Genomic DNA, 18,818 nt, shown 5'->3' on the forward strand with positions numbered 1-18,818 from the left:
TCAAAACCGTTCGCGTAACCGCCGTTCCTCCCGGAATTTCAGCCGGTCGAGAGCGGGCAATCGCCCGCGGAACCCAGCCGAGACCTATTCAGGCCTCCATCATCGCTGGGAATTCCACGGGACGTTGTTGGGGAAGCACCATCTCTGCCGATTCCGCCAGGCCCGGGCTCGAATAGCGATCGAGCGACGCTTTCGGTTTGCAGATCCGCTTTACCCGTAGCTGCAATCCGAACGCCCCGAGAATCGTCAGGACAGTCGTAAATTCGGGCGAACGATCGCCCATGAACGAGCGGTAGAGACGCGTGCGGCCAATCTGGATCCGTCGCGCGAACTCAGCAACATTCTCCTGGGCTCGGATGATCTCACCAAAGGCCGAGCAAATGGCACGGAGATCGGCCGTTTCAAGGGCAGGATTCAACAGCCCGGCGACTCCCGCCGGAGTGCTGTAACGCAAATGACCATGCACCGGATGTTGAGAACGGCATCTTTCCAGCGCGGATCTTGGCGATTGCTCTGCAACCAGCCTCATGCGGAGTGCCGCTATCACCTTTGTCACCGTAGAAAGCCGCGGCCCCCTCTCCGATGCAAAGGCCCCGTATAGATGCGCTCGCTCTATTCCAGATGCGATAGAGATTGCGGTGACACTCTGGGCTCGGACGGCTTCGCCGAGCGCCAGGCAAACCTGACGGCTATCGGTGGTTTGAAACGCCTGATTCAAGAATTTTTCAAGCTGAGCCGTGGTGGCGTATTGAGAGCGATGCGCCGTCTTGGCCATCTGGTGCGATCCGATTCCTCGCTCACGGGCGCGCGCGATCAGAAGTAGCCATCAACAGACCGAAAAACCCCTGGCCGGGCATGGCCAGAGGTTTCGGAGGTATTTCTGAAGATGCTGGTGCGCTTCTCCATGAGAGGCCGCCAACCGATTTGGCGGCTACGCCCTGGAATAATACATGAGTTACTCAAGTTATTACAACATATATTTTAATTACATACATCAACGGATCCGCCGTCGGAGAGGCTTTGCTCAGCCTTCGATGATGTGCGGGGGCGACAAGACTTCACTGAAGTCTCGTCGCTCGATGCAGGGGTCCAACGGCGCGACGGAGATCCCGCGAACACTCTGATGACGGGACGCACTTCCGAGTCGTTGAGCGCTTCAGCAAGCTTGCGCGCCACTTGTTCGCCCGCAGATGTCTTCTCAGGAATGTTTCGAGTATTTGGCTGAAGTTCGAGAGCGGTGTGCCGGCGTGGAGCGCTCCAAAAAAAGAAACCCCGGCAGTAGGACTGCCGGGGGTCATTGCGATAGTTCAGTTCAGGATCAGAAGTTGCGCTGAACGCGGACGTTCAAGCTGACCGCGTCCTGGTCCCTGAACTCGTACCGAGTAATCGGCTTCGGAGCCACCACGCCCACCGGGTTATTAATGGTGCCGGCCATCCTCTGGTCGAGGTGGAACCACATGGCTTCCGCCGAGAACGTCAGGTTTGCAACGGGGGTCCAACGGGTGACCAAACCGAGCTGCGAGACGTTGAAGTCGGGGTTGCAGCTGAAGTCTGCGCTTGGCGCCGTCTTGTTAGCGACGTAGTTGGCACACCACTGCCCCTTCGCCGTGGTGAGGTCGAGGGCGTTGCCGCCGTATCGAACCGCTGACCAGGAACCGAACAGGCTGGTCGACCAGTAGGGATCCCAGTTGTGGTTGAATGCGCCACGAATACCAAACGCATCAACCAGCTTGATGTCGCCGGTGCCGCCAAACGCAACGGGCAGGAAGACACCGTCGGCAGCCTGGCCGAAGCCGATGCTCTGGTAAGCGTCCGCACGGGTCGAGCCGCCAAACATCGCGAAGCCGGGCGCGCCGGACAGACCGAAGCCAGGTCCGGTGTTGAGCACGTTCTTCGTGTTGCCCTTGGCGTAGGAGACATCAAACTTGATGTCGTCGCCGGCGCCGGTCGGGATATTCTTGATCTGCAACGCAGCCATCACCGAACCGCCCCACTTGGCATCGGGGTGGCCGAAGGTTTCCGAGTTGTTGTTCGCAGCGCCGGCGGTCAGGAAGTTGTAGGAACCAGTGACTTCATGCGCGGCGGCCGAAATCTGGAACAGACCCCAGGCCTGGTCGACGCGGATGTTGCCGACGATGTCCGGAGAACGCGCACCGCTGTAGGCGTTCGAACCCGCCGTGATGAGGGTGGCCGGATTGTTCGTAGTGCCAGCGCCCACAAAACCCAAGTTCAGTAGCTGAGTGCGGCCGTAGTACGGGTCGTCCAGACCGATGGTGCCGGACACGCCGTTGCCGAACTGCGCGGTGTACTGGATGTTGTTCGTGCCGACGACGTCGTCATGGCCGCCAAGCAAGTACGAGGAGTTGTTGCCCGGATAACCCTGCCAAGGCGTCGCATAGGCCGAAGCGGACTTACCGAAGGTGAACCCGGCGAACTGGATGAACACCAAGTCCACGCCAAGCGTTTGCGTGCCAGCCGCAGCCGGACCTTCTCCGGTGGACGAGTTCAAATTGAAGTTGGCCTGACCGAAGGTACGAACGACGCCATATGCGGTGGCGGTGCGCGTATCTATGCTGAGCGCCAAACGCGAACGGGCAGCATAGTAATCGCGCAAGCGATTCTGCTGACCAAGATTGCCGTTCCACGCCGGCTGATCGAAGATGCCGCCGTTGAAGGTGGTGTCAACGCGCAGATAACCACCGATCTTCATGCAGGTGTCGGTGCCCGGGATATAGTAGAAACCGGCGCCGTAAAGCGAGCAGATCTTTACGTACTCGACCGCTTTGGCCTTGACGGGAAGATCGGCAGCCTGAGCTCCGCTCACGGCGATGAGACCCGCCGCTGAGCCGAGAATAAGGCTCTTGATCATAGACATGTTAAACCTCCAAGTTGCTCTGCTAGGACAAGGACCGGACCTGTGGCTGTTCCCCCAGGAAAAGGTCCGCCCTCGCCTTTTGAAAACCGCTCAGTCGTTTCGCGTCTTCGGACACACCCGCATGAACGCGAGGGACTTAAGCGAACCACCTAACGGAGCGATCCAGGATCCCCCGACCGCCTTTGGAACTATGCATGTGCCAATTACGTAATCAAAATACTTTATGAACTCAGCTATCTCTATCCTGCGCGACTGTGTCGTACTGGCAACACCGGCAAGCTCGCAAAATCGTGTTCAGAGGCACGGCTAAAAAGCCGCGCAATCAGATGATTTTGTTAGTAAATCGGGTAAGTTGATTCAGGATGAAATTGGATGAAACACGCCATGGCTCAAGAAGTCCGCAAAGGACCAGAATCGCTGGGACGCGCCAAACGCGGCGTGTCGAATGAGTCCGACGCGAAGAATCAGGACGTCGCCCGGCAACTTGCCTGGGAGATCGCCGCCATCAACGTGCACCTCGAGGAGATTCGCTATTTCTGGGCAAAGACCCTCGGCATCAGCGGCCCGCAATGGATGATCCTGATGGCTTTGGCCGATCTCGACCAGGGCGAAGGCGTCCCGGTGAAGGTCGTGTCCAAGATGCTCCACGTGGACCCTTCATTCGTAACGACTCAGTCGAAAATGCTCGAGAAGAAGGGCTTCATGCGCCGAAAAACCTCGGAGGAAGACGCCAGAATCGTGCAGATGTCTCTGACCGACAAGACCTATAAGCTCATCGCGGGCTTGGCTTCCGAGCAGGAAGCGCTCAACAACTTCATCTTTGCGGAATTCAGCGACCGCGAGCTCAGCGAACTCACAGGCAAGCTCAGGGCGCTCAAGAATCGTCTCGAGAAGGCGAGCCTTAAGGTGACGATGGGCATATGAGCTTGCGGCGGCGGGCTAGAGCGGGATGACTCTATTCTTCGAATCGTCATCCCGCTCTATCTCTTTGATTTGAGCATGATCTTTTCGGAAAACCGGTACCCACTTTTCCGGATCATGCTCTAGGCCGAGGTTGATTCGAGGCGATCGGCGACCCAGTCAAAGATGAACTCGTTGGCGAGTGTGGGGTTGTCGCGGTGCCCCTGCGCAGCAGCCGTTTCAGAGCTCTCGAAAATTTTCAGGGAAACGTCGGGATGCTCGGCCTTGAGCCGTTCGAACAGTTCGATCACGTAGTCGCTTTCGAGCCAGCCCTGCTCGCCCATGGTGATCAAAAGCGGGCAGTGGATTTTTCGCCCGAGCCAGCAGCTTTCACTGCCGGAATTACTCGGCGGAAGGCGATTCATCAAGAATGAGCGCTCGTGCATGTCCCAGATTCCGCCGTCACACACCGCGGCGGCGAAACGATTGTCGAGGGCGACGCCACGCGCCACAAAGGATGAATCTGAACCGTCGCCGAGAATCGCTATCCTGTCTTCGTCGACATCGTTCCTTGTCGTGAGATAGTCCATCACGTGGCCTATCGAGGTTTCGAGATCGGGACGGACAACGACTTCATCGAATTTGGCGCCGGTGCCGGATCCAAGCAGGTCTACGGCCAGCAGCGACATTCCCCGATCGCGGGCATAGCTTGCCGTCTTGAAAAGATATTCTTCCTTCCGATGTCCGGGGTCGCCCATGCACACGACGACGGGCGCTCGGCCGGAGGTGGCGGGAGCAGGCAAAAAATAGCCTTCAAGCGCATGGCTGTTCAGCCAGGGAATCTCGACGGCCTCGCCGGCGGGGGTCAAATGCGCGATGTAGCGGCGGGCGCAGGCTCGCATGGTTCGGAGCACATCCTGCTGTTTCTTGTCGGCGGCGTCGAATTCGAATGTTGATGCCAGATAGTAGCTGATGGCACGAAGCCAATTGCTCCGTGCCGTCTGCACATGACCGCGCGTGAAGGCGGCATTGGCCCGCTCATTGTTGAGATGGGCCATTCTCAGCCATTCCCGATACCAGGAAGCGCCGCCATCCTTCGGGTCTATCCGGCTTGCGGCAAGGAAGCATTCGGAGATCATCGAACCGCCTTCCTGCGCCGCGCCGAGCAGCCTCATGAATTCGATCGAAAACTCTTCACTGTCAGGCCATTGAACCCAGCCCCCCGGGCCAAAATGTACTTTCATAACGGCAACAATCCTGAGCGCCTCAATTGATCAAATTAATTATGGATTATAATCTAATCCGCCGGATAGATTTCAAGCAAGTTCCACGGTCGGGTCACTTGCAGATAGGGTTATTTCGATCCAATGGCGCGATCCGGTGGCCCTGCTAGTACGCCCTGGTATGCCACTGGGCACATATCGAGAAAAGAGCCCGTCAGCCTCTTCTAGTGTCCGGAGCGCTGTTTTTGCGAGCAATTCGCTTACTAGAAGTGCAAATATCCGTAGTTTTACGGCGCCAAACCGTCTTTATGCCGAAACTATGTGCTGCACGTCCTTGGCGCTTTGGGCCCCGAACGAGGGCCGTCATTTCACGGCGGACCTCTCCTGTTCGTCCAATCGGGCCGTGACGTCGGCATCCCCTGGTTGCGCTGGAACCACCTCTCTTCGCCCACGTTTTTCCCCTATGAGAATTCGCGAAGAAAACTGCAACATGGTTTTGTTGGGTGTGGTCACCTCTATCACCGTGGCCATTGCAGGCGGCGCAAGTCTGCTGGGCTTCGACGACAACAGGGCGGTGCAGTTCACGGATCGGACGACCGGTCGCGTCGAGCAGGCGCCGTCACCTGACAAGCGAATCATCCACATCAGCGACCAGCCGCCGGTGCGCACGATCGGCGCGCCGTTCGTCCCGAATACGAATCCCCGCGAACGCTAGCGCCCGTGTCGTGCGGCTGCACTTGCAGCCTCCGGCATCTTCGCCTGACGCCATGTGCACGTTGCCGATCACGAACTGTCACCGTTTTGTCACCTCGCGCGCAAAAGCGCGGCAGTTATCCCCCGCTACCACCGCACCCGCTTGATTCCGCAAAAGCCGTTTGATGGAGTGATTTCGGCCGAGGTGTTTCATGAAATGGATGAGGGAACGCGATCTCCTGATCGCGCAGACGATGGCGTTTGTTCAATCGGTGACCGGCAAGCCGCCGGAGGCCGAGAAGGCGCTCACCGCGCCAACGGTCACAGCGCCAACGGTCACCGCGTCGGTTGCCCTGCTCTCCGTCGCGACATCCGAGACCACCCGCATAGCCGCGGCTCGTCCCGAAACAGCCCTTGCCGACATTGCGTCCCTGCTGGCGGAAACGCCGACCGTCGCCCAGGCGCCGACAGACGCTTCAAGAGAACTATTGAGGGAAACACCGCGGGAGATATCGAGGCCGGCGCCTCTTGCGCGCCCCGACCTGCGGGAGGATTTCCAATCCGAGATCAGGGCGCGGGTCGCCAGTTTCCGCGCCCACCAGGAGCGGTTCAACCGCGAGCGCGAGGCCTTTTGCAGCGCGACCATGGCCAGGGTGCATGCTGCTCTCAAGGAGGGCGAGCAGTCGCCGCGTTCGGCGAAGTAAACCCAGGACACCGGACCGCCTTTCCCCGGCGTTCGCATGATACTCGGAGCCAAATTCACAGCCAGGCGTAGACGAGCACCATGTTGGCCGCGCAGGCGACCAGCAGGCAAACCGTCAGCGTGAGTTGGACACGCTCGCAGGAGGTCTGGAGGCTCGTTCTCATGGCCGGAAACATCCGGCGATTCTGGCGGTCGAGTCTCGGGGATTCTTTTTTCCGGGATTCACGACTCGTTAAAGACTCAGAGACTCCACGAAAATGGGCCGAAACGAGCCAATTTGCTCCCGAAACGGCCTGTGAAATGGCGGCATGGCAGCCACGCCTGAAACCCGGACACCGCTTCCGCGTTGACCGTTTTTACCGGAGCCGACAATGCCCTACGCGCTGTTCTCAAACGATGCCAAGCTGAGCAAGGCCTATCCCACCGCGGCCGATGTCTGGAGGATTGCCAAGAAGAGCGGCCTCGTGGTCGATGTCGTCTCCGAACCAGACAACGCCGCCCCCCGCCCGGTGCTGGACCATGATTACGAGATCAAGCCGTGCCAGCTCGAGCCGCATGAAGACCCTGCCCGAAACAAGGCCGACGCCGAGCGCGAAGCGCAGACGGAATTGCAGTTGGCATCGTAAAAGGGGCGGTGACCGGGCGGACAAACGACCGCTCTCGGCGTATGGGCCCCGTTCGCCGGGGACGACATCCGAGGCGGTAAAGCGGTTCTACGGCGTCGCCGAAACCAGCGATGCCTGCTCCGAAGCCAGAGTGACGCAGGCCTTGCGCCGCTGCAGTCCCCTGATCGCGCCGGTTACCTTGCGCACCTTGCCGGCCCCGCACGAGGGATCCTGCACGAAGGCGACTTCATAGGGAGCAAGGATAAGCGGTTCGGATTTCAGGACAGTTTGAGCAAGGCACGGAAACGCCGCTGCGGAAAAGATCAGCCCTAACGCAAAAGCACGCATGTTCGTTGTCCCACCAGCCGGCCGGAACCATAATATCGGATCGTGACGAAAAGTTGCATGCAGTGCGAATTTTTTTCGCGCCCGCCAAAAAGCTACCGAGGCACGCTCTCACCGAAATTCCCCAACAAAAAGGCCGGCGTGAAGCCGGCCTTTGTCGTGTCGATACGAAGCGCCGTATCAATATCTGGCGGCAGCAGGGCCACCCCAACCAAACCGGTAGTTCACGCCGACCTTGGCGCTGTGTTCGTCGTTGCGGAAGCTGCGGCCGGCAATATCGGCAGGACCCGTCGTGAAGGTGGTGTCGCCGAAATTGTAATACTGGTACTCGGCCTTGGCCGACCAATTCGGGGCGAACATGTATTCGAGGCCGCCACCGACGGTGTAGCCGTCCTTGTGGTTGCCGTTGGTGGTGAAGCCTTGTGGCACGCCGGCCACCGAGACACCGAGATTGTTGCCGTCGCGCCAGGCGTAACCGCCCTTGGCGTAGAGCAGCGCCGGCCCCCAGGTGTAGCCGAGCCGGCCGGTCACTGAGCCGAGCTGGTCGGTGTTGGAGGTTACGAGGGTGCCGCCCGGAAACAGGACGCCATTATTATTGGAATTGGGCAGCCAGCTATATTGGGCCTCAGCACCCAACACCCAGTTGGGCGCGAACTGATAGTCGAAGCCGCCCTGCACGCCGCCAAGGAAGCGGGCGTCGCTGCCCTGCAGGGAGTCGTTGCCTGCAAAGGCGCCGCCGACATGGCCGCCGATATAGAAGCCGGTCCAGTTATAGACGACCTGGGGCGCGGTATAGGCCGGCGCCTTGGTGTAGGGGCGCGGCGGTATGTCAGCCGCAAAGGCTGGAGCCGCCATGACGGCCAGCGCGGCTGCGCCGAGCAAAATCTTTTTCATCACCTAATCCCCGTTACAAACGTTGCGGATACCAATCCAAACAACGTGACTTCATTTAGGTTGCTTTGCGGCAAGTGCCGCGACCCGATGGCGCGCCCACTGTGATGGCACAGCAACAAACCCGTTTTAGTTCCCTCGCACGGAAGGCTTTTCCCTCCGTTAAGGAGGAGGTTTCCCCACTTAGTTGATGTCCGGGATGACTAAGGCAAGGTTCAACCCTCGCCGAAAAGTGATCCGAATTTGTTCACGGTTCCGTCCCGGAACGCCCCCGGCCGCCCTTGCGGCCGGGGGCGTTCAGGCCTTGCGAGGCTCAATACCGCGCCGCTTCGCTGACGGCGTCGGCAAAGGCCTGCGGCGCCTCCTGCGGCAGGTTATGTCCAATGCCACCGGTGATGAGGCGATGGGCGTACTTGCCGGAAAACTTCCTGGCGTAGACCTTGGGGTCGGGATGCGGGGCGCCGTTGGCGTCACCCTCGAGGGTGATGGCGGGCACGGCGATGACGGGGAATTCGGCCAGCCGCTTTTCCAGCTCGTCGTATTTCGCCTCGCCGGGAGCGAGACCAAGCCGCCAGCGGTAATTGTGGATCACGATGGCCACATGATCAGGATTGTCGAAGGACGCCGCGCTGCGTTCGAATGTGGCGTCGTCGAAATTCCATTTCGGCGAGGCGAGCTGCCAGATCAACTTTGAAAACTCGCGCCGGTATTTTTCGTAGCCCAGCCGGCCGCGCTTGGTCGCGAAGTAATACTGGTACCACCATTGCAGTTCGGCCGATGGCGGCAACGGCTTCGCGTTGGCCTCCTGGCTGCCGATTAGATAGCCGCTGACCGAGACCAGCGCCTTGACGCGCTGCGGCCAGATCGCCGCCACGATGTCGGCGGTCCGCGCGCCCCAGTCGAAGCCGGCGACCACCGCTTTATCGATCTTGAGCGCATCCATCAGGGCGATGACGTCGGTGGCGAGCGCGCCCTGCTGACCGTTTCGCGGCGTGTCGGTTGAGAGAAAGCGCGTCGTGCCGTAGCCGCGCAGCCAGGGCGCGATCACCCGGAAGCCCACTGAGGCCAGCAACGGTACGACATCGACGAAGGCGTAGATGTCGTAGGGCCAGCCGTGCAGCAGGATGACGACGGGACCATCGGCCGGCCCGGCTTCGGCATAACCGATCGTGAGGACGCCGGCCTCGATCTGTTTCAGCGCGGCAAACGAGGTGTGGGCGCCCGGCCCGATCGCGCCCCAGCCCGCGCCGGGCTTTGCGTCGCCGGACTGCGCAAAGAGGGATCCGCTCATGGCGAACGGTGCCGCCGCAAGCGTCACGCCGGCGACGCCGAGGAAGCGGCGGCGGTCAGGGGTAGTGTGCTGGGACATGGATCATTCCGGTTGTAATCTGATGCGATTAGATCGTACACGATATAAATGACGCAGCATCTCGGTGTCAATCCTTCCGATTTAATCGCGTGCGATATAGATGGCCACGAGACATCACAGTCTCGTGTGGGGTCGGATTAAAGCTGCCAACGCTCTGCACCCTCGAGAGATCAGCGCGTCATTTTCTCCAGTTCCGCGAATGGCGCGTACGCCACCCCCGCACAGGCCTCGACGGCGTTTTCGATGATGCGGTCGAGGCGGCCATCGACAAAGAGCATGGCGCGTTCACGCGGCTCGCGGTAGCCGCCGTCGGACTCGCGCGCGCTGAACCGGAGACAGACGACATAGCGCTGCCGCCCGCCGACTACGCGCTCGACCGGCTCGGCCATGACGGCGTCGCGCACGCCGACGGGATTGTTGAGATAGGTCCTCAGAAACGCCAGCACTTCAGTGCGGTAATTTTTGGGAAATGGCTGGCTGGAAACGCCGCGATCATCGGTAAAGGTGATCGGCTTGCCGTCATCGCTGGCGGCACAGGCCGACAATATGATCGGCAGCAACATCATCGCCGCGATTTTGGCCGAACGTCCCAAGCGAACTCTTCCCTGCCTCCGCCGTCTCTTAGACCGCTTGGCGCGAGAATGGAATTCGCAACTCGGTTATCAACTCACTTTCGCTCTCGAAAAGTTGAGCGCGCCAGCCCACGGCCATTAGCAAGGCAAATGGCGCGTGGGCTGGTCCGTCATTCGCAAGGCGCGCCGGGCAATGGGGGCGAAACGCGCGCCGGCGAATCAGGTTCAGCTACGTTTTGCGGCCGGCGTCACGTGCTTGACCGCGATGTGCGGCTTCGCGTGCATCTTGTGCAAGCCGATTTGCTTGTGGTGGCGATGATGCCGATAATGCTTGTGGTGGCGGCCCATCCTTGCATTGGCGTTCAGCGCCTTCGATTTGCCTTCGGCTTTGATGACAGGCGCCTGCGTGGTCTTGTTCACCGGCGCCTGCGCGGTCTTGCCCGGCGTGCCGGCAAGCGCAGGCGCGGCGAGAACGGAAACGGCAACGAGCGCTGCGGAAATGGTCTTGAGCATGGTTGTCTCCTTCTCCATGGGACCCGCGGGCATTTCCGGTCGAAGGGCCGGGCTCGCCGATCATGCAGGCGACGCTAGCGGCGGCGCACTGAACCACGCGTGAATCGGATCTTCGGATTCCGTTCATCTGAATGACATCTTCGTCATGTCCGTTGACGGCGACCGCCGATGAAAATTGGCGAAATCAAGGGTAGCGGCGCGGGAATGTTCTTGGGCGCCGGGGGTTCAACTCAACGGGCTTCGGTGTAGAATTTGCCGAACCGGCCATCAGGAGAGATGCATGAATAGAATTGCGATCAGGCTTTTGACCTTTGCAATGTTGTCGCTCACGCTCGCGGCGGCCCCAGTCGTCAGCGTCGTCTACGCCGCGCCCGACAACGATCCCCCGCCGCCGCCGAAGAAGAAGAAATCCAGCGAAGCCCGTCCCGGCATTGAGCAAACCGCGTTCGCCGACGGCTATCGCGCCGCCTACGCCGCGATCTACGAGCGCCACGACTATGCGTCGGCGATCGAGCAGTTGAAGGCGCTCGGCCGCGACGACCAGGCCGCCGTCGCCAACCTGATCGGCTACTCCTATCGCAAGCTCGGCGACTACAAGGTCTCGCAGATCTGGTACGAGCGCGCGCTCAAGGCCGATCCGAGCCACGTCAAGACCTGGCAATATTACGGTCTGTGGCAGGTCGAACAGGGCAACCGCGATCAGGCGCAATATCACCTGAACCGGATCGCTCAGCTCACCGGCACTTCAAGCGAGGAATATCGCTCGCTCGCCGCCGCGCTGGAAAAGCCGCCGGGCACCGGACTGGTTTACTGAGGCGTTAGTCTCTCCACGTCACAATTGCGAGGAGCGTAGCGACGAAGCAATCCATCTGTCCGTTATGCCGCGATATGGATTGCTTCGCGGAGCCTGTCATCCGGCGGCGCTTCGCGCCGACCGGGTGGCTCGCAATGACGTTGCGGCCGGCGCAGCTCATCACTGCGCCGGCTTTATTTGAGCGCTACTTCATCACCTTCTCGACCTCCGCGCGGAACGCCTGACGTGCGCCGTCACGCGAATAGAACATGTGGCCGCCGGGATAGACGACGAGCTTCACCCGGTCCGCACTCGCATACGCCGGCAACTGGTCGAGAAGGACCTTGGAAGCGAAATACGGCGTGGCGAGATCGAACAGCCCGTGGCCGACCAGCAGTTTCATTTTCGGATCGAGCGCGAGAATCTCGCGAAGCTGTGAAATCGACTCGGCCGGCCCGCGGCCGAAATCCCACGACTTGTTCACGCTGTCGCTGAGCAATTGGTACGAACCATCCGGCCGCCAATTGAGCTTGCGCGTTGCGAGGTCGACCGCTGCGCTCGTCAGCGGCGCCATCAGGGGATCGCCGGACGGATCGCCGAAATGCGCGTAGTTCGAATCCGGATAGGGATCGAAGCCCGATACCGAGGCGTCGTAGCGCCCGGTCACCCGGCCGTTGCGCCGGTCGAATTCGCGGCGAAATTCGCCAACCTCGAAACGCCCGGCAAGCCTGCGGCTCACCGTCTGATCAATCCCGGTGAGCGCAGCCACCTTGTCCGTGAGCCGCGCCGTTGCCTCCTTGTCGGCCTGCCCCTTGAGGAGATCGACGATGAATTCGCCTTGCGCGTAACGCTCGACGTCGGCGAGATCGGCGCGCGTCACCCGCCCCTTGGTCTCGCCCCTGGCTTCACGGGCCACCGCCGTCATGCTCGGCAGGCTGTACATATATTTCAGCAGGCTAGAGCCGGAAAAGTCGCGGAAGTCGAGCAACGGCGACACCAGGATCAGCCCGCGCACCCCGACACCCTGCTGGGTCTGCAGATTGCGGACGATTTTCGGCCCGCGAATGCCGCCATAGCTCTCGCCCGCGACGAACTTCGGCGACAGCAAACGGTCGTATTTTTCCAGCCAGCGCCGGATCACGAGCGCGATCGAATTGACGTCGCCATCGACCGAAAAGAACCGCTTGCGCACATCCTCGCCGGACGCAACGAAGCGGCTGTAGCCGGTGCCGACGGGATCGATGAAGACGAGATCGGTGAAGTCGAGCCAGGTCTCGGCGTTGGGCAGCAGATCAGGCGTCGCTGACGACACGGCGCCCTCACCGGTGATCGAGATGCGCCAAGGGCCGGCGTCGCCGAACTGCAGCCAGGCCGAGGACGCGCCCGGGCCGCCGTTAAACAGAAACGTCACCGGCCGGCTTGCGCGATCGGTGCCGTCGAGCTGATAGGAGGTGTAGGCGATATCGGCTTGCGGCTCGCCCTTGTCGTCGAATATTCGGATCGAGCCTGCGGTGGCTGTGAAGTTGAGCGTGCGGCCGGGCAGCGCCAGCGTCTGCGTGGTGGTGGAATCCGGCGGCAACCGGTGTTGTTCGGCGGCAGAGGGCGCTGGCGCGGCGGCGCCCCGCCCCGCTCCGCCCTTCTGGCCTGATGGCGTCGGTGACGGCGTGGCCGCGGCCGCGGCCGGCTGCTGCGAGGTTGGCGAACTGGCCTCCTCGGCGCGCGCACTGCTTGCCCAGCACACGACCAGAAGGGTAGCGGCAAGACGCACGGGCCGCGTCGCCGTGAAACGAAAAGCCATGCCGTTTGCTCCCTGCGCGCCCCGCGATCCAGCCGCGCGCCCTGCGGATTCTGCCGTAACACTGCGACAATGAGGCCCTGGTGCACAACAAGCACAAATCTTTCCGAAAATCACAATCCCGACAGCATCACGTGAGAAAGCGGTCAGTGCGTCCGCTGGTTGTCCTCGCCGGCCGATCGGTGATATCGGTCGGTTCCGCTGGCAGGACCGGCCAGCTATTTTTGATCCATCCATGAAACTATTCTGGCGCTGGCACGACCAATGAACCTGCGCTTTTCAATGGGGTTTTAAAAATGAAACATTCGATTGCTGTTTGCCTCGGCCTGCTGGCGCTGGCTTCTCCGGCGGCCGCAGATTCGCCGGTAGCGGTGGTCGAAGACATCAAGGGCAAGGTCACCGGTGCGGAATTCATGGACTATGTGACGCCCAAGGCGGTCATCAAGATCGGCGACGGCGGCTCCGTCATTCTCAGCTACCTGAAGTCATGCCGGCGCGAGACGATCAGCGGTGCGGGCACCGTCATCGTCGGCACTGAGGAAAGCGCCGTTCACCTTGCCGAGGTCAAGGCCGAGAAGACGAATTGCGATCCCAGCCAGGCCAACGCGACCACGCGCGAAACCAGCGGCGTCGCCGCCACCGTGCTGCGCAGCGTCGACAGCGGCAAAGCGGCTTCCTTGCCGCAGCCGCAGCTCACTCTTTACGGCGCATCGCCCCTGGTGGAAGCCAAAGGCCGCGGCAAGCTGGTCATCCGGCGCCTCGACGTGCCGGGCGAGCGTCAGGAGATTAGTCTGGGCGGTACCCAGCTCAAGGGACGCTTCCTCGATTTCGCCAGCGAGAACGTCGCCCTGGTCCCCGGCGGCCTCTACGCCGCCACGTTCAAATCATCGCAGATCGTGTTCCTGGTGGATGCGCAGGCCAAGCCCGGCGCGACGCCAATCGTCGGCCGGTTGCTGCGGCTCGAATAGGCGTGACGGGCCATCCCGCTTGAGAATCAGGCGCAGCACGCGCAACAGGATGGCGATCGCCGCCATCGCGCTGGTCTGCGCCGCGGCTTCGGTTTCTCCGGCGGCCAGACCAATCCGCGGGCTCTCCCTCGATATTCTCACCGCGCTGCGCTGGGAGGTGTTCGGCAGCAGGCAGGATCCGGCCGCTTCGCCGGCGGTCATCGTCGCGATCGACGAGGAAAGCCGGCGCACCGCCCCGTTGGAGGGCGCGCCGATGCTGACCTGGACCGGGGAGATCGGCCGCGTGCTGTCAGCGACACTCGAAGGCGGCGCCAAGGTGGCCGGCTTCGACATCGTGATCCAGAACTCGATCGAGCAGTCGGAGATTCCCTTTGGCGAGGGCATGCTCGGTGAGAAGGTCCGCGGATTCGACCGCGACTTCCTTCGTGCGCTCGCCGGAGCGGCCGCGAATGGCAAGGTGGTGCTGGGAGAAACCTTGGGCGGCAACCAGTCGGTCAGACCATCGCCGGGACAGCGCGTCGCGGTACGCCAGCAGCAGAACATCCGCCCGCTCAACGTTCATGTCGACAGCGACGATATCGTGCGGCGCCTGCCGCTGAGCTTCACCGTCAACGGCACGAAGGTACCCTCGATGGCGGTCGAGCTCGCCTCACGGGCGCTGGGTGCTGCACCCGAGTTCGACGAGCGCGGCAGGTTGACGCTTGCCGGCTACCGCGTCCCCGGCCGGGTACCGAACACGATGACACTGAATTTCGAGGGCGGCGCCGACGACATTCCGACTTTCTCATTTGCCGATCTGCGCGCGTGCGCCGTCAAGAACGACAAGGACTACTTTCGGCGCTGGTTCGCCGGAAAGGTCGTCATTTTCGGCAGCGTCCTCGATATCGAGGACCGCCGGCAGACCTCCAAGCGTTTTTCAACCGGTCTCGAAGGCGCCCGCGCACCGCGCTGCGCGGCCGAGAGCACGCCGGTCACGGCTGGCTTCAGGATCAGCACGATCGCGGGCGTCTATATCCATGCAACAGCGGTCAACAATCTGATCGCGCGCAACGCGGTGGTCGAACCCGGCCCGCTGGTGCGCTTCCTGATCTCTACCCTGTTTGCGGCGCTGGCTGCAGTCGCCGCGTGGCGGTTTCGGCCGCTCAGCGCAGCACTCGCATGGATGGCCGTGATCGCGGCCAGCATCGCCGGCGCCACGCTTGCCTTCAACCATGCGCTGGCGCTGCCGATTGCCGAGCCGTTCCTGGCGAGCCTGTTCGCGCTCGCCGCCACGATCGGCTTCCGATTCGTGGTCGCCGACAAGGACCGCCGCCTGCTGCAGAAGAGTTTTGCGCTCTATCTTGCCCCGCACGTCATCAACCGCATGCTGTCGTCGAACAAATTGCCGGAACTCGGCGGCGAAACCCGCGACGTGACGGTGTTCTTCTCCGACATCGAAGGATTTTCGCTGATCGCAGAGAAGATGTCACCCGACGGGCTGATGGAGCTGATGAACGAATATCTTTCGGCGATGACCGACGTCATCGAGCGCCACGGCGGATATGTCGACAAATATATCGGCGACTCCATCGTAGCGGTGTTCGGCGCGCCGGCCGACGATCCCGACCATGCCGCCAATGCGGCGCGCGCCGCACTGGATTGCTGCGCGCAACTGGCCGAACTCAACGCCTCCTCGGTCCTGTTCCATGAATACAAGCTGGCGCAGCGGATCGGCATCAATTCCGGCGAGGCGCTGGTCGGCAATTTCGGATCGCGGCGGCGCTTCAACTACTCGGTGATGAGCGACGCGGTTAACCTGGCGTCGCGGCTGGAGGGCGCCAACAAGTTCTACGGCACCACCGTCATCGCTTCCGAGACCACCGTAGCGCTAGCCGGCGAGGCCTTCGCTTGGCGCGAGCTCGACGCCATCCGGGTCAAGGGGCGGACCCAGGCGCTGAAAATCTACGAGTTGCTGGCGCTGTCGGCCGGGTTGACCTCCTCGCAGGCGACCTTGATCGCCAACTACCGCCGACGGGCTTGCGCAGTGGCGGGCGCGCCAATTCGAGCGCGCCGCGCAGTATTTCGGCCGTTCGGCTGCCATCGACCGGCCGGCGTCGTTGTTTGCCGCGCGGGCCCGCGAATTGGCCCAAAACCCGCCGGGCGAGGATTGGGACCCGATCCGGACGTTGCAGGAAAAATGACGCTCCGATGACCCGCGGTTTACGTTACCGGCGCGAAAGAGCGGCCTAGCCATCTCGACAAGCCCCGGTAAGGTGTATAGACGAGCGCGGCGCAATCCGGCGCCACCCAATCCTGGCGCTACCCAAGAGTTCGTCGTCCGATGGCCACCCCCAAGCGATACGACCGGATCGCCTTTGTCGCGAGCGCAGGCACCGAGGCGCAGGCCGCGCTGGCGCAGTTGACCAAACTCTACGGCAATCACGATGCCGACGATTCCGACGTGGTGGTGGCGCTCGGCGGCGACGGATTGATGCTGCAGACGCTGCACCGGCATATGCGCTCGGGCAAGCCGATCTACGGCATGCATCGCGGCACCGTCGGCTTCCTGATGAACGAATACTCCACGCACGACCTGCACACGCGGCTGGCGGCGGCGCGGGAATCCCTGATCAACCCGCTGCTGATGCGCGCCACCGACGTCCACGGCGCGGTGCATCTGCATCACGCCATCAATGAGGTCGCGCTGTTTCGCCAGACCAACCAGGCCGCGCATCTGCGCATCCTGATCGACGAACATGAGCGGATGGCGGAGTTGATCGCCGACGGCATTCTGGTGGCGACGCCGGCCGGCTCCACCGCCTATAATCTCTCGGCCCAGGGACCGATCCTGCCGATCAACGCCGCGCTATTGGCGCTGACCCCGATCAGCGCGTTCCGCCCACGCCGCTGGCGCGGCGCCCTGCTCCCGAATTCCGCTTTCGTGGTCATCGAGGTGCTCGAGGGTGAGAAGCGTCCGGTCGCGGCTGCCGCCGACCACGACGACGTGCGCGACGTCCGCCGCGTCGAGGTGCTGTCCGACAAGACGATCTCGATGCGGATGCTGTTCGACCCCGGTCACAGCCTCGAGGAACGCATCCTGCGGGAGCAGTTCGGGTTCTGACCGCCGTCGTCCCTGCGTTCGCAGGACGACGTTGAGAAAACATCGCTGTTCGGCCTCTATCAGGAGGCCCGTTTCGCAACCATTCCTTAACGGGCGCCGCGATATGGTTAACGCCAGTATACCGTTTTGCTTGGTCGGGCCGCCCATGTATCGCATTGACTTCAACAAGCTGCGATTTCTGATTTGCGACGACAATCCGCACATGCGCCGCATCCTGCGCACGCTGCTGCATTCGTTCGGCGCGCGCGAGGCCTATGAGGCCGAGGACGGCGCCACCGCGCTCGAAATGTACAGCCATTACGTGCCCGACATCGTCATCACCGACTGGGCGATGCCGATCTTCGACGGCCTCGAGCTGGCGCAGATGATCCGGCAGCCGGAATCCAAGGGCAACCCTTACGCGCCCATCATCATGCTGACCGGGCATTCGGAGAAGCGGCGCGTCACGGTCGCGCGCGACGCCGGCGTCACCGAGTTCCTGGCGAAACCAATTTCGGCTAAGGGGCTGTATCAGCGCATCCTCAACGTCGTCGCCAACCCGCGCCCCTTCATCAAGACCAAGACCTATTTCGGCCCGGACCGCCGGCGCAACACCAGCAACGCCTATATCGGCCCCGAGCGCCGGGTCGGTGGCGAGGTGGAAGTCATGCAACAGCCGTCACTGCTCGACAAGGCGCGGACGAACATCTAGCGCGGCAGTCATCTAAGCGCAGCCTTGGATAAGCGCAGTCTTGGAGAGATCATCATGGCGAAAGAAAAACCCGGCACGATACATGTCAAGTCGTTTACCGATCACCACGTGATCACGCAGCCCAATCCCTTGCGCAAGGTGTTGCTGCGCGTTCCCGAATCCGATCTCGACGATCCGGTCGGGCGCGCGGAAAAGGCGCTGGCCGGACTATCCGGGGAATTCAAGAACTGGATGACGATCGAGGCGGACCGGCTATCGGCCGCGCACGCAGTCATTCTGAGCAACGGATTCACCGTCGACAACCGCGAAGAGCTGTTTCGCGCCGCCCACGACATCAAGGGCGACGCCGCCACGTTCGGCTTCCCGTCCGCGGGCGCTGCCGCCGAAAGCCTCTGCCGCATCATCGAACATGCACCCGACCTCGATCAGGTCCCGGCAGACCTGATCACGCATCACATCAACGCCATTCAGGCGATCGTGCGCGAACGCACCAAGCTCGACACCGCCGTGATGGCGAGCAAGCTGAGCAAGCAGCTCCGCGGAGTCGCGGACGAATTCCTGCTCAAGGTCAACCGCGACCGCCCCGAGCATCTCGAAGCGATCCTGGCGCCGAGTATCGTTCCGGCGGAATAGTATCTAGCGCGGCTATTGCCACAGGTCGTCCCTGCGAACGCAGGGACCCATACGCCGCGGCCGGCGGAATGGGCACATTGCAAGACGGCTTCGGTTCAGCAATCCACAGCGCGTGTTAGACAACACAAAGCGTCTGCCACGGAGCTTCA

Annotated in this window: 18 protein-coding genes and 1 pseudogene; 10 read left to right on the forward strand and 9 right to left on the reverse strand. The window is 61.9% G+C overall.

Going from position 1 to position 18,818, the window contains the following annotated elements:
- Positions 1-88 precede the first annotated feature (88 nt).
- Entirely contained in the window at positions 89-775 is a 687-nt protein-coding gene (locus tag V1288_RS33080; protein WP_334360981.1) for an addiction module antidote protein, read from the reverse strand.
- 543 nt (positions 776-1,318) lie between these two features.
- The gene (locus V1288_RS33085) at positions 1,319-2,875 is read right to left on the reverse strand and encodes a porin (RefSeq protein ID WP_334360982.1); all 1,557 of its coding nucleotides are present in this window, start codon (positions 2,873-2,875) and stop codon (positions 1,319-1,321) included.
- 372 nt (positions 2,876-3,247) lie between these two features.
- Here V1288_RS33085 and V1288_RS33090 point away from each other — a divergent pair, with 372 nt between their 5' ends.
- Positions 3,248-3,799 carry a MarR family winged helix-turn-helix transcriptional regulator gene (locus V1288_RS33090; RefSeq protein WP_334360983.1) on the forward strand — a complete coding sequence of 184 codons (552 nt, stop codon included), beginning with the start codon at positions 3,248-3,250 and terminating at the stop codon, positions 3,797-3,799.
- Positions 3,800-3,918: 119 nt separating this feature from the next.
- Here the strand turns inward: V1288_RS33090 and V1288_RS33095 are convergent, their stop codons facing one another.
- Positions 3,919-5,019: an alpha/beta hydrolase family protein gene (locus tag V1288_RS33095; RefSeq protein WP_334360984.1), complete on the reverse strand. Its 1,101-nt coding sequence runs from the start codon at positions 5,017-5,019 to the stop codon at positions 3,919-3,921.
- A 469-nt stretch (positions 5,020-5,488) separates the two neighbouring features.
- Here V1288_RS33095 and V1288_RS33100 point away from each other — a divergent pair, with 469 nt between their 5' ends.
- The 3 genes from V1288_RS33100 to V1288_RS33115 all read left to right on the forward strand — a co-directional run bounded on the left by V1288_RS33100 (position 5,489) and on the right by V1288_RS33115 (position 7,020).
- On the forward strand, positions 5,489-5,713 hold the full coding sequence (locus V1288_RS33100) for a hypothetical protein (RefSeq protein ID WP_334360985.1): 225 nt from the start codon (positions 5,489-5,491) through the stop codon (positions 5,711-5,713).
- 190 nt (positions 5,714-5,903) lie between these two features.
- Positions 5,904-6,395 carry a hypothetical protein gene (locus tag V1288_RS33105; RefSeq protein ID WP_334360986.1) on the forward strand — a complete coding sequence of 164 codons (492 nt, stop codon included), beginning with the start codon at positions 5,904-5,906 and terminating at the stop codon, positions 6,393-6,395.
- A gap of 370 nt (positions 6,396-6,765) precedes the next feature.
- Positions 6,766-7,020, forward strand: coding sequence for a hypothetical protein (locus V1288_RS33115; RefSeq protein ID WP_334360987.1), 255 nt, complete (start codon positions 6,766-6,768; stop codon positions 7,018-7,020).
- A gap of 87 nt (positions 7,021-7,107) precedes the next feature.
- Here the strand turns inward: V1288_RS33115 and V1288_RS33120 are convergent, their stop codons facing one another.
- The 5 genes from V1288_RS33120 to V1288_RS33140 all read right to left on the reverse strand — a co-directional run bounded on the left by V1288_RS33120 (position 7,108) and on the right by V1288_RS33140 (position 10,689).
- Positions 7,108-7,347, reverse strand: a complete 240-nt coding sequence (locus V1288_RS33120; RefSeq protein WP_334360988.1) for a hypothetical protein — start codon at positions 7,345-7,347, stop codon at positions 7,108-7,110.
- A gap of 177 nt (positions 7,348-7,524) precedes the next feature.
- Positions 7,525-8,238 (reverse strand): outer membrane protein, encoded by a 714-nt coding sequence (locus V1288_RS33125; RefSeq protein ID WP_334360989.1) that lies wholly within the window; start codon positions 8,236-8,238, stop codon positions 7,525-7,527.
- Positions 8,239-8,548: 310 nt separating this feature from the next.
- The gene (locus tag V1288_RS33130) at positions 8,549-9,604 is read right to left on the reverse strand and encodes an alpha/beta fold hydrolase (RefSeq protein ID WP_334360990.1); all 1,056 of its coding nucleotides are present in this window, start codon (positions 9,602-9,604) and stop codon (positions 8,549-8,551) included.
- A 170-nt stretch (positions 9,605-9,774) separates the two neighbouring features.
- Positions 9,775-10,167, reverse strand: a complete 393-nt coding sequence (locus V1288_RS33135; RefSeq protein WP_442894001.1) for a hypothetical protein — start codon at positions 10,165-10,167, stop codon at positions 9,775-9,777.
- A 234-nt stretch (positions 10,168-10,401) separates the two neighbouring features.
- Positions 10,402-10,689, reverse strand: coding sequence for a His-rich protein BRANT (locus tag V1288_RS33140; protein ID WP_334360992.1), 288 nt, complete (start codon positions 10,687-10,689; stop codon positions 10,402-10,404).
- A gap of 280 nt (positions 10,690-10,969) precedes the next feature.
- Between V1288_RS33140 and V1288_RS33145 the strand changes: the two genes are divergently transcribed.
- On the forward strand, positions 10,970-11,503 hold the full coding sequence (locus tag V1288_RS33145; protein ID WP_334360993.1) for a tetratricopeptide repeat protein: 534 nt from the start codon (positions 10,970-10,972) through the stop codon (positions 11,501-11,503).
- A 184-nt stretch (positions 11,504-11,687) separates the two neighbouring features.
- Here V1288_RS33145 and V1288_RS33150 read toward each other — a convergent pair whose 3' ends face one another.
- On the reverse strand, positions 11,688-13,280 hold the full coding sequence (locus tag V1288_RS33150; protein ID WP_334360994.1) for a S10 family peptidase: 1,593 nt from the start codon (positions 13,278-13,280) through the stop codon (positions 11,688-11,690).
- A 293-nt stretch (positions 13,281-13,573) separates the two neighbouring features.
- Between V1288_RS33150 and V1288_RS33155 the strand changes: the two genes are divergently transcribed.
- From V1288_RS33155 to V1288_RS33175, 5 genes and pseudogenes are all read left to right on the forward strand, one after another.
- Positions 13,574-14,245, forward strand: a complete 672-nt coding sequence (locus V1288_RS33155) for a hypothetical protein (RefSeq protein WP_334360995.1) — start codon at positions 13,574-13,576, stop codon at positions 14,243-14,245.
- Positions 14,246-14,270: 25 nt separating this feature from the next.
- A pseudogene (locus V1288_RS33160) lies at positions 14,271-16,425 on the forward strand (CHASE2 domain-containing protein).
- 140 nt (positions 16,426-16,565) lie between these two features.
- Positions 16,566-17,345 carry an NAD kinase gene (locus V1288_RS33165; protein ID WP_334360996.1) on the forward strand — a complete coding sequence of 260 codons (780 nt, stop codon included), beginning with the start codon at positions 16,566-16,568 and terminating at the stop codon, positions 17,343-17,345.
- 145 nt (positions 17,346-17,490) lie between these two features.
- On the forward strand, positions 17,491-18,036 hold the full coding sequence (locus V1288_RS33170; RefSeq protein WP_334360997.1) for a response regulator: 546 nt from the start codon (positions 17,491-17,493) through the stop codon (positions 18,034-18,036).
- Between the two features lie 54 nt (positions 18,037-18,090).
- Positions 18,091-18,669 carry an Hpt domain-containing protein gene (locus V1288_RS33175; protein ID WP_334360998.1) on the forward strand — a complete coding sequence of 193 codons (579 nt, stop codon included), beginning with the start codon at positions 18,091-18,093 and terminating at the stop codon, positions 18,667-18,669.
- The last annotated feature ends 149 nt before the right edge of the window (positions 18,670-18,818 follow it).

It is taken from the genome of Bradyrhizobium sp. AZCC 2176, from assembly GCF_036924645.1.
In the GTDB taxonomy this organism is placed as follows: Bacteria; Pseudomonadota; Alphaproteobacteria; order Rhizobiales; family Xanthobacteraceae; genus Bradyrhizobium.

Excerpts from the sequence above, each read along its gene's own strand:
- V1288_RS33140 (WP_334360992.1), bottom strand. The coding sequence starts at position 10,689 with ATGCTCAAGACCATTTCCGCAGCGCTCGTTGCCGTTTCCGTTCTCGCC.
- V1288_RS33155 (WP_334360995.1), top strand. The coding sequence starts at position 13,574 with ATGAAACATTCGATTGCTGTTTGCCTCGGCCTGCTGGCGCTGGCTTCT.
- V1288_RS33165 (WP_334360996.1), top strand. The coding sequence starts at position 16,566 with ATGGCCACCCCCAAGCGATACGACCGGATCGCCTTTGTCGCGAGCGCA.
- V1288_RS33125 (WP_334360989.1), bottom strand. The coding sequence starts at position 8,238 with ATGAAAAAGATTTTGCTCGGCGCAGCCGCGCTGGCCGTCATGGCGGCT.
- V1288_RS33150 (WP_334360994.1), bottom strand. The coding sequence starts at position 13,280 with ATGGCTTTTCGTTTCACGGCGACGCGGCCCGTGCGTCTTGCCGCTACC.
- V1288_RS33100 (WP_334360985.1), top strand. The coding sequence starts at position 5,489 with ATGGTTTTGTTGGGTGTGGTCACCTCTATCACCGTGGCCATTGCAGGC.
- V1288_RS33120 (WP_334360988.1), bottom strand. The coding sequence starts at position 7,347 with ATGCGTGCTTTTGCGTTAGGGCTGATCTTTTCCGCAGCGGCGTTTCCG.
- V1288_RS33115 (WP_334360987.1), top strand. The coding sequence starts at position 6,766 with ATGCCCTACGCGCTGTTCTCAAACGATGCCAAGCTGAGCAAGGCCTAT.
- V1288_RS33170 (WP_334360997.1), top strand. The coding sequence starts at position 17,491 with ATGTATCGCATTGACTTCAACAAGCTGCGATTTCTGATTTGCGACGAC.
- V1288_RS33095 (WP_334360984.1), bottom strand. The coding sequence starts at position 5,019 with ATGAAAGTACATTTTGGCCCGGGGGGCTGGGTTCAATGGCCTGACAGT.
- V1288_RS33145 (WP_334360993.1), top strand. The coding sequence starts at position 10,970 with ATGAATAGAATTGCGATCAGGCTTTTGACCTTTGCAATGTTGTCGCTC.
- V1288_RS33135 (WP_442894001.1), bottom strand. The coding sequence starts at position 10,167 with ATGTTGCTGCCGATCATATTGTCGGCCTGTGCCGCCAGCGATGACGGC.
- V1288_RS33105 (WP_334360986.1), top strand. The coding sequence starts at position 5,904 with ATGAAATGGATGAGGGAACGCGATCTCCTGATCGCGCAGACGATGGCG.
- V1288_RS33080 (WP_334360981.1), bottom strand. The coding sequence starts at position 775 with ATGGCCAAGACGGCGCATCGCTCTCAATACGCCACCACGGCTCAGCTT.
- V1288_RS33130 (WP_334360990.1), bottom strand. The coding sequence starts at position 9,604 with ATGTCCCAGCACACTACCCCTGACCGCCGCCGCTTCCTCGGCGTCGCC.
- V1288_RS33090 (WP_334360983.1), top strand. The coding sequence starts at position 3,248 with ATGAAACACGCCATGGCTCAAGAAGTCCGCAAAGGACCAGAATCGCTG.
- V1288_RS33085 (WP_334360982.1), bottom strand. The coding sequence starts at position 2,875 with ATGTCTATGATCAAGAGCCTTATTCTCGGCTCAGCGGCGGGTCTCATC.
- V1288_RS33175 (WP_334360998.1), top strand. The coding sequence starts at position 18,091 with ATGGCGAAAGAAAAACCCGGCACGATACATGTCAAGTCGTTTACCGAT.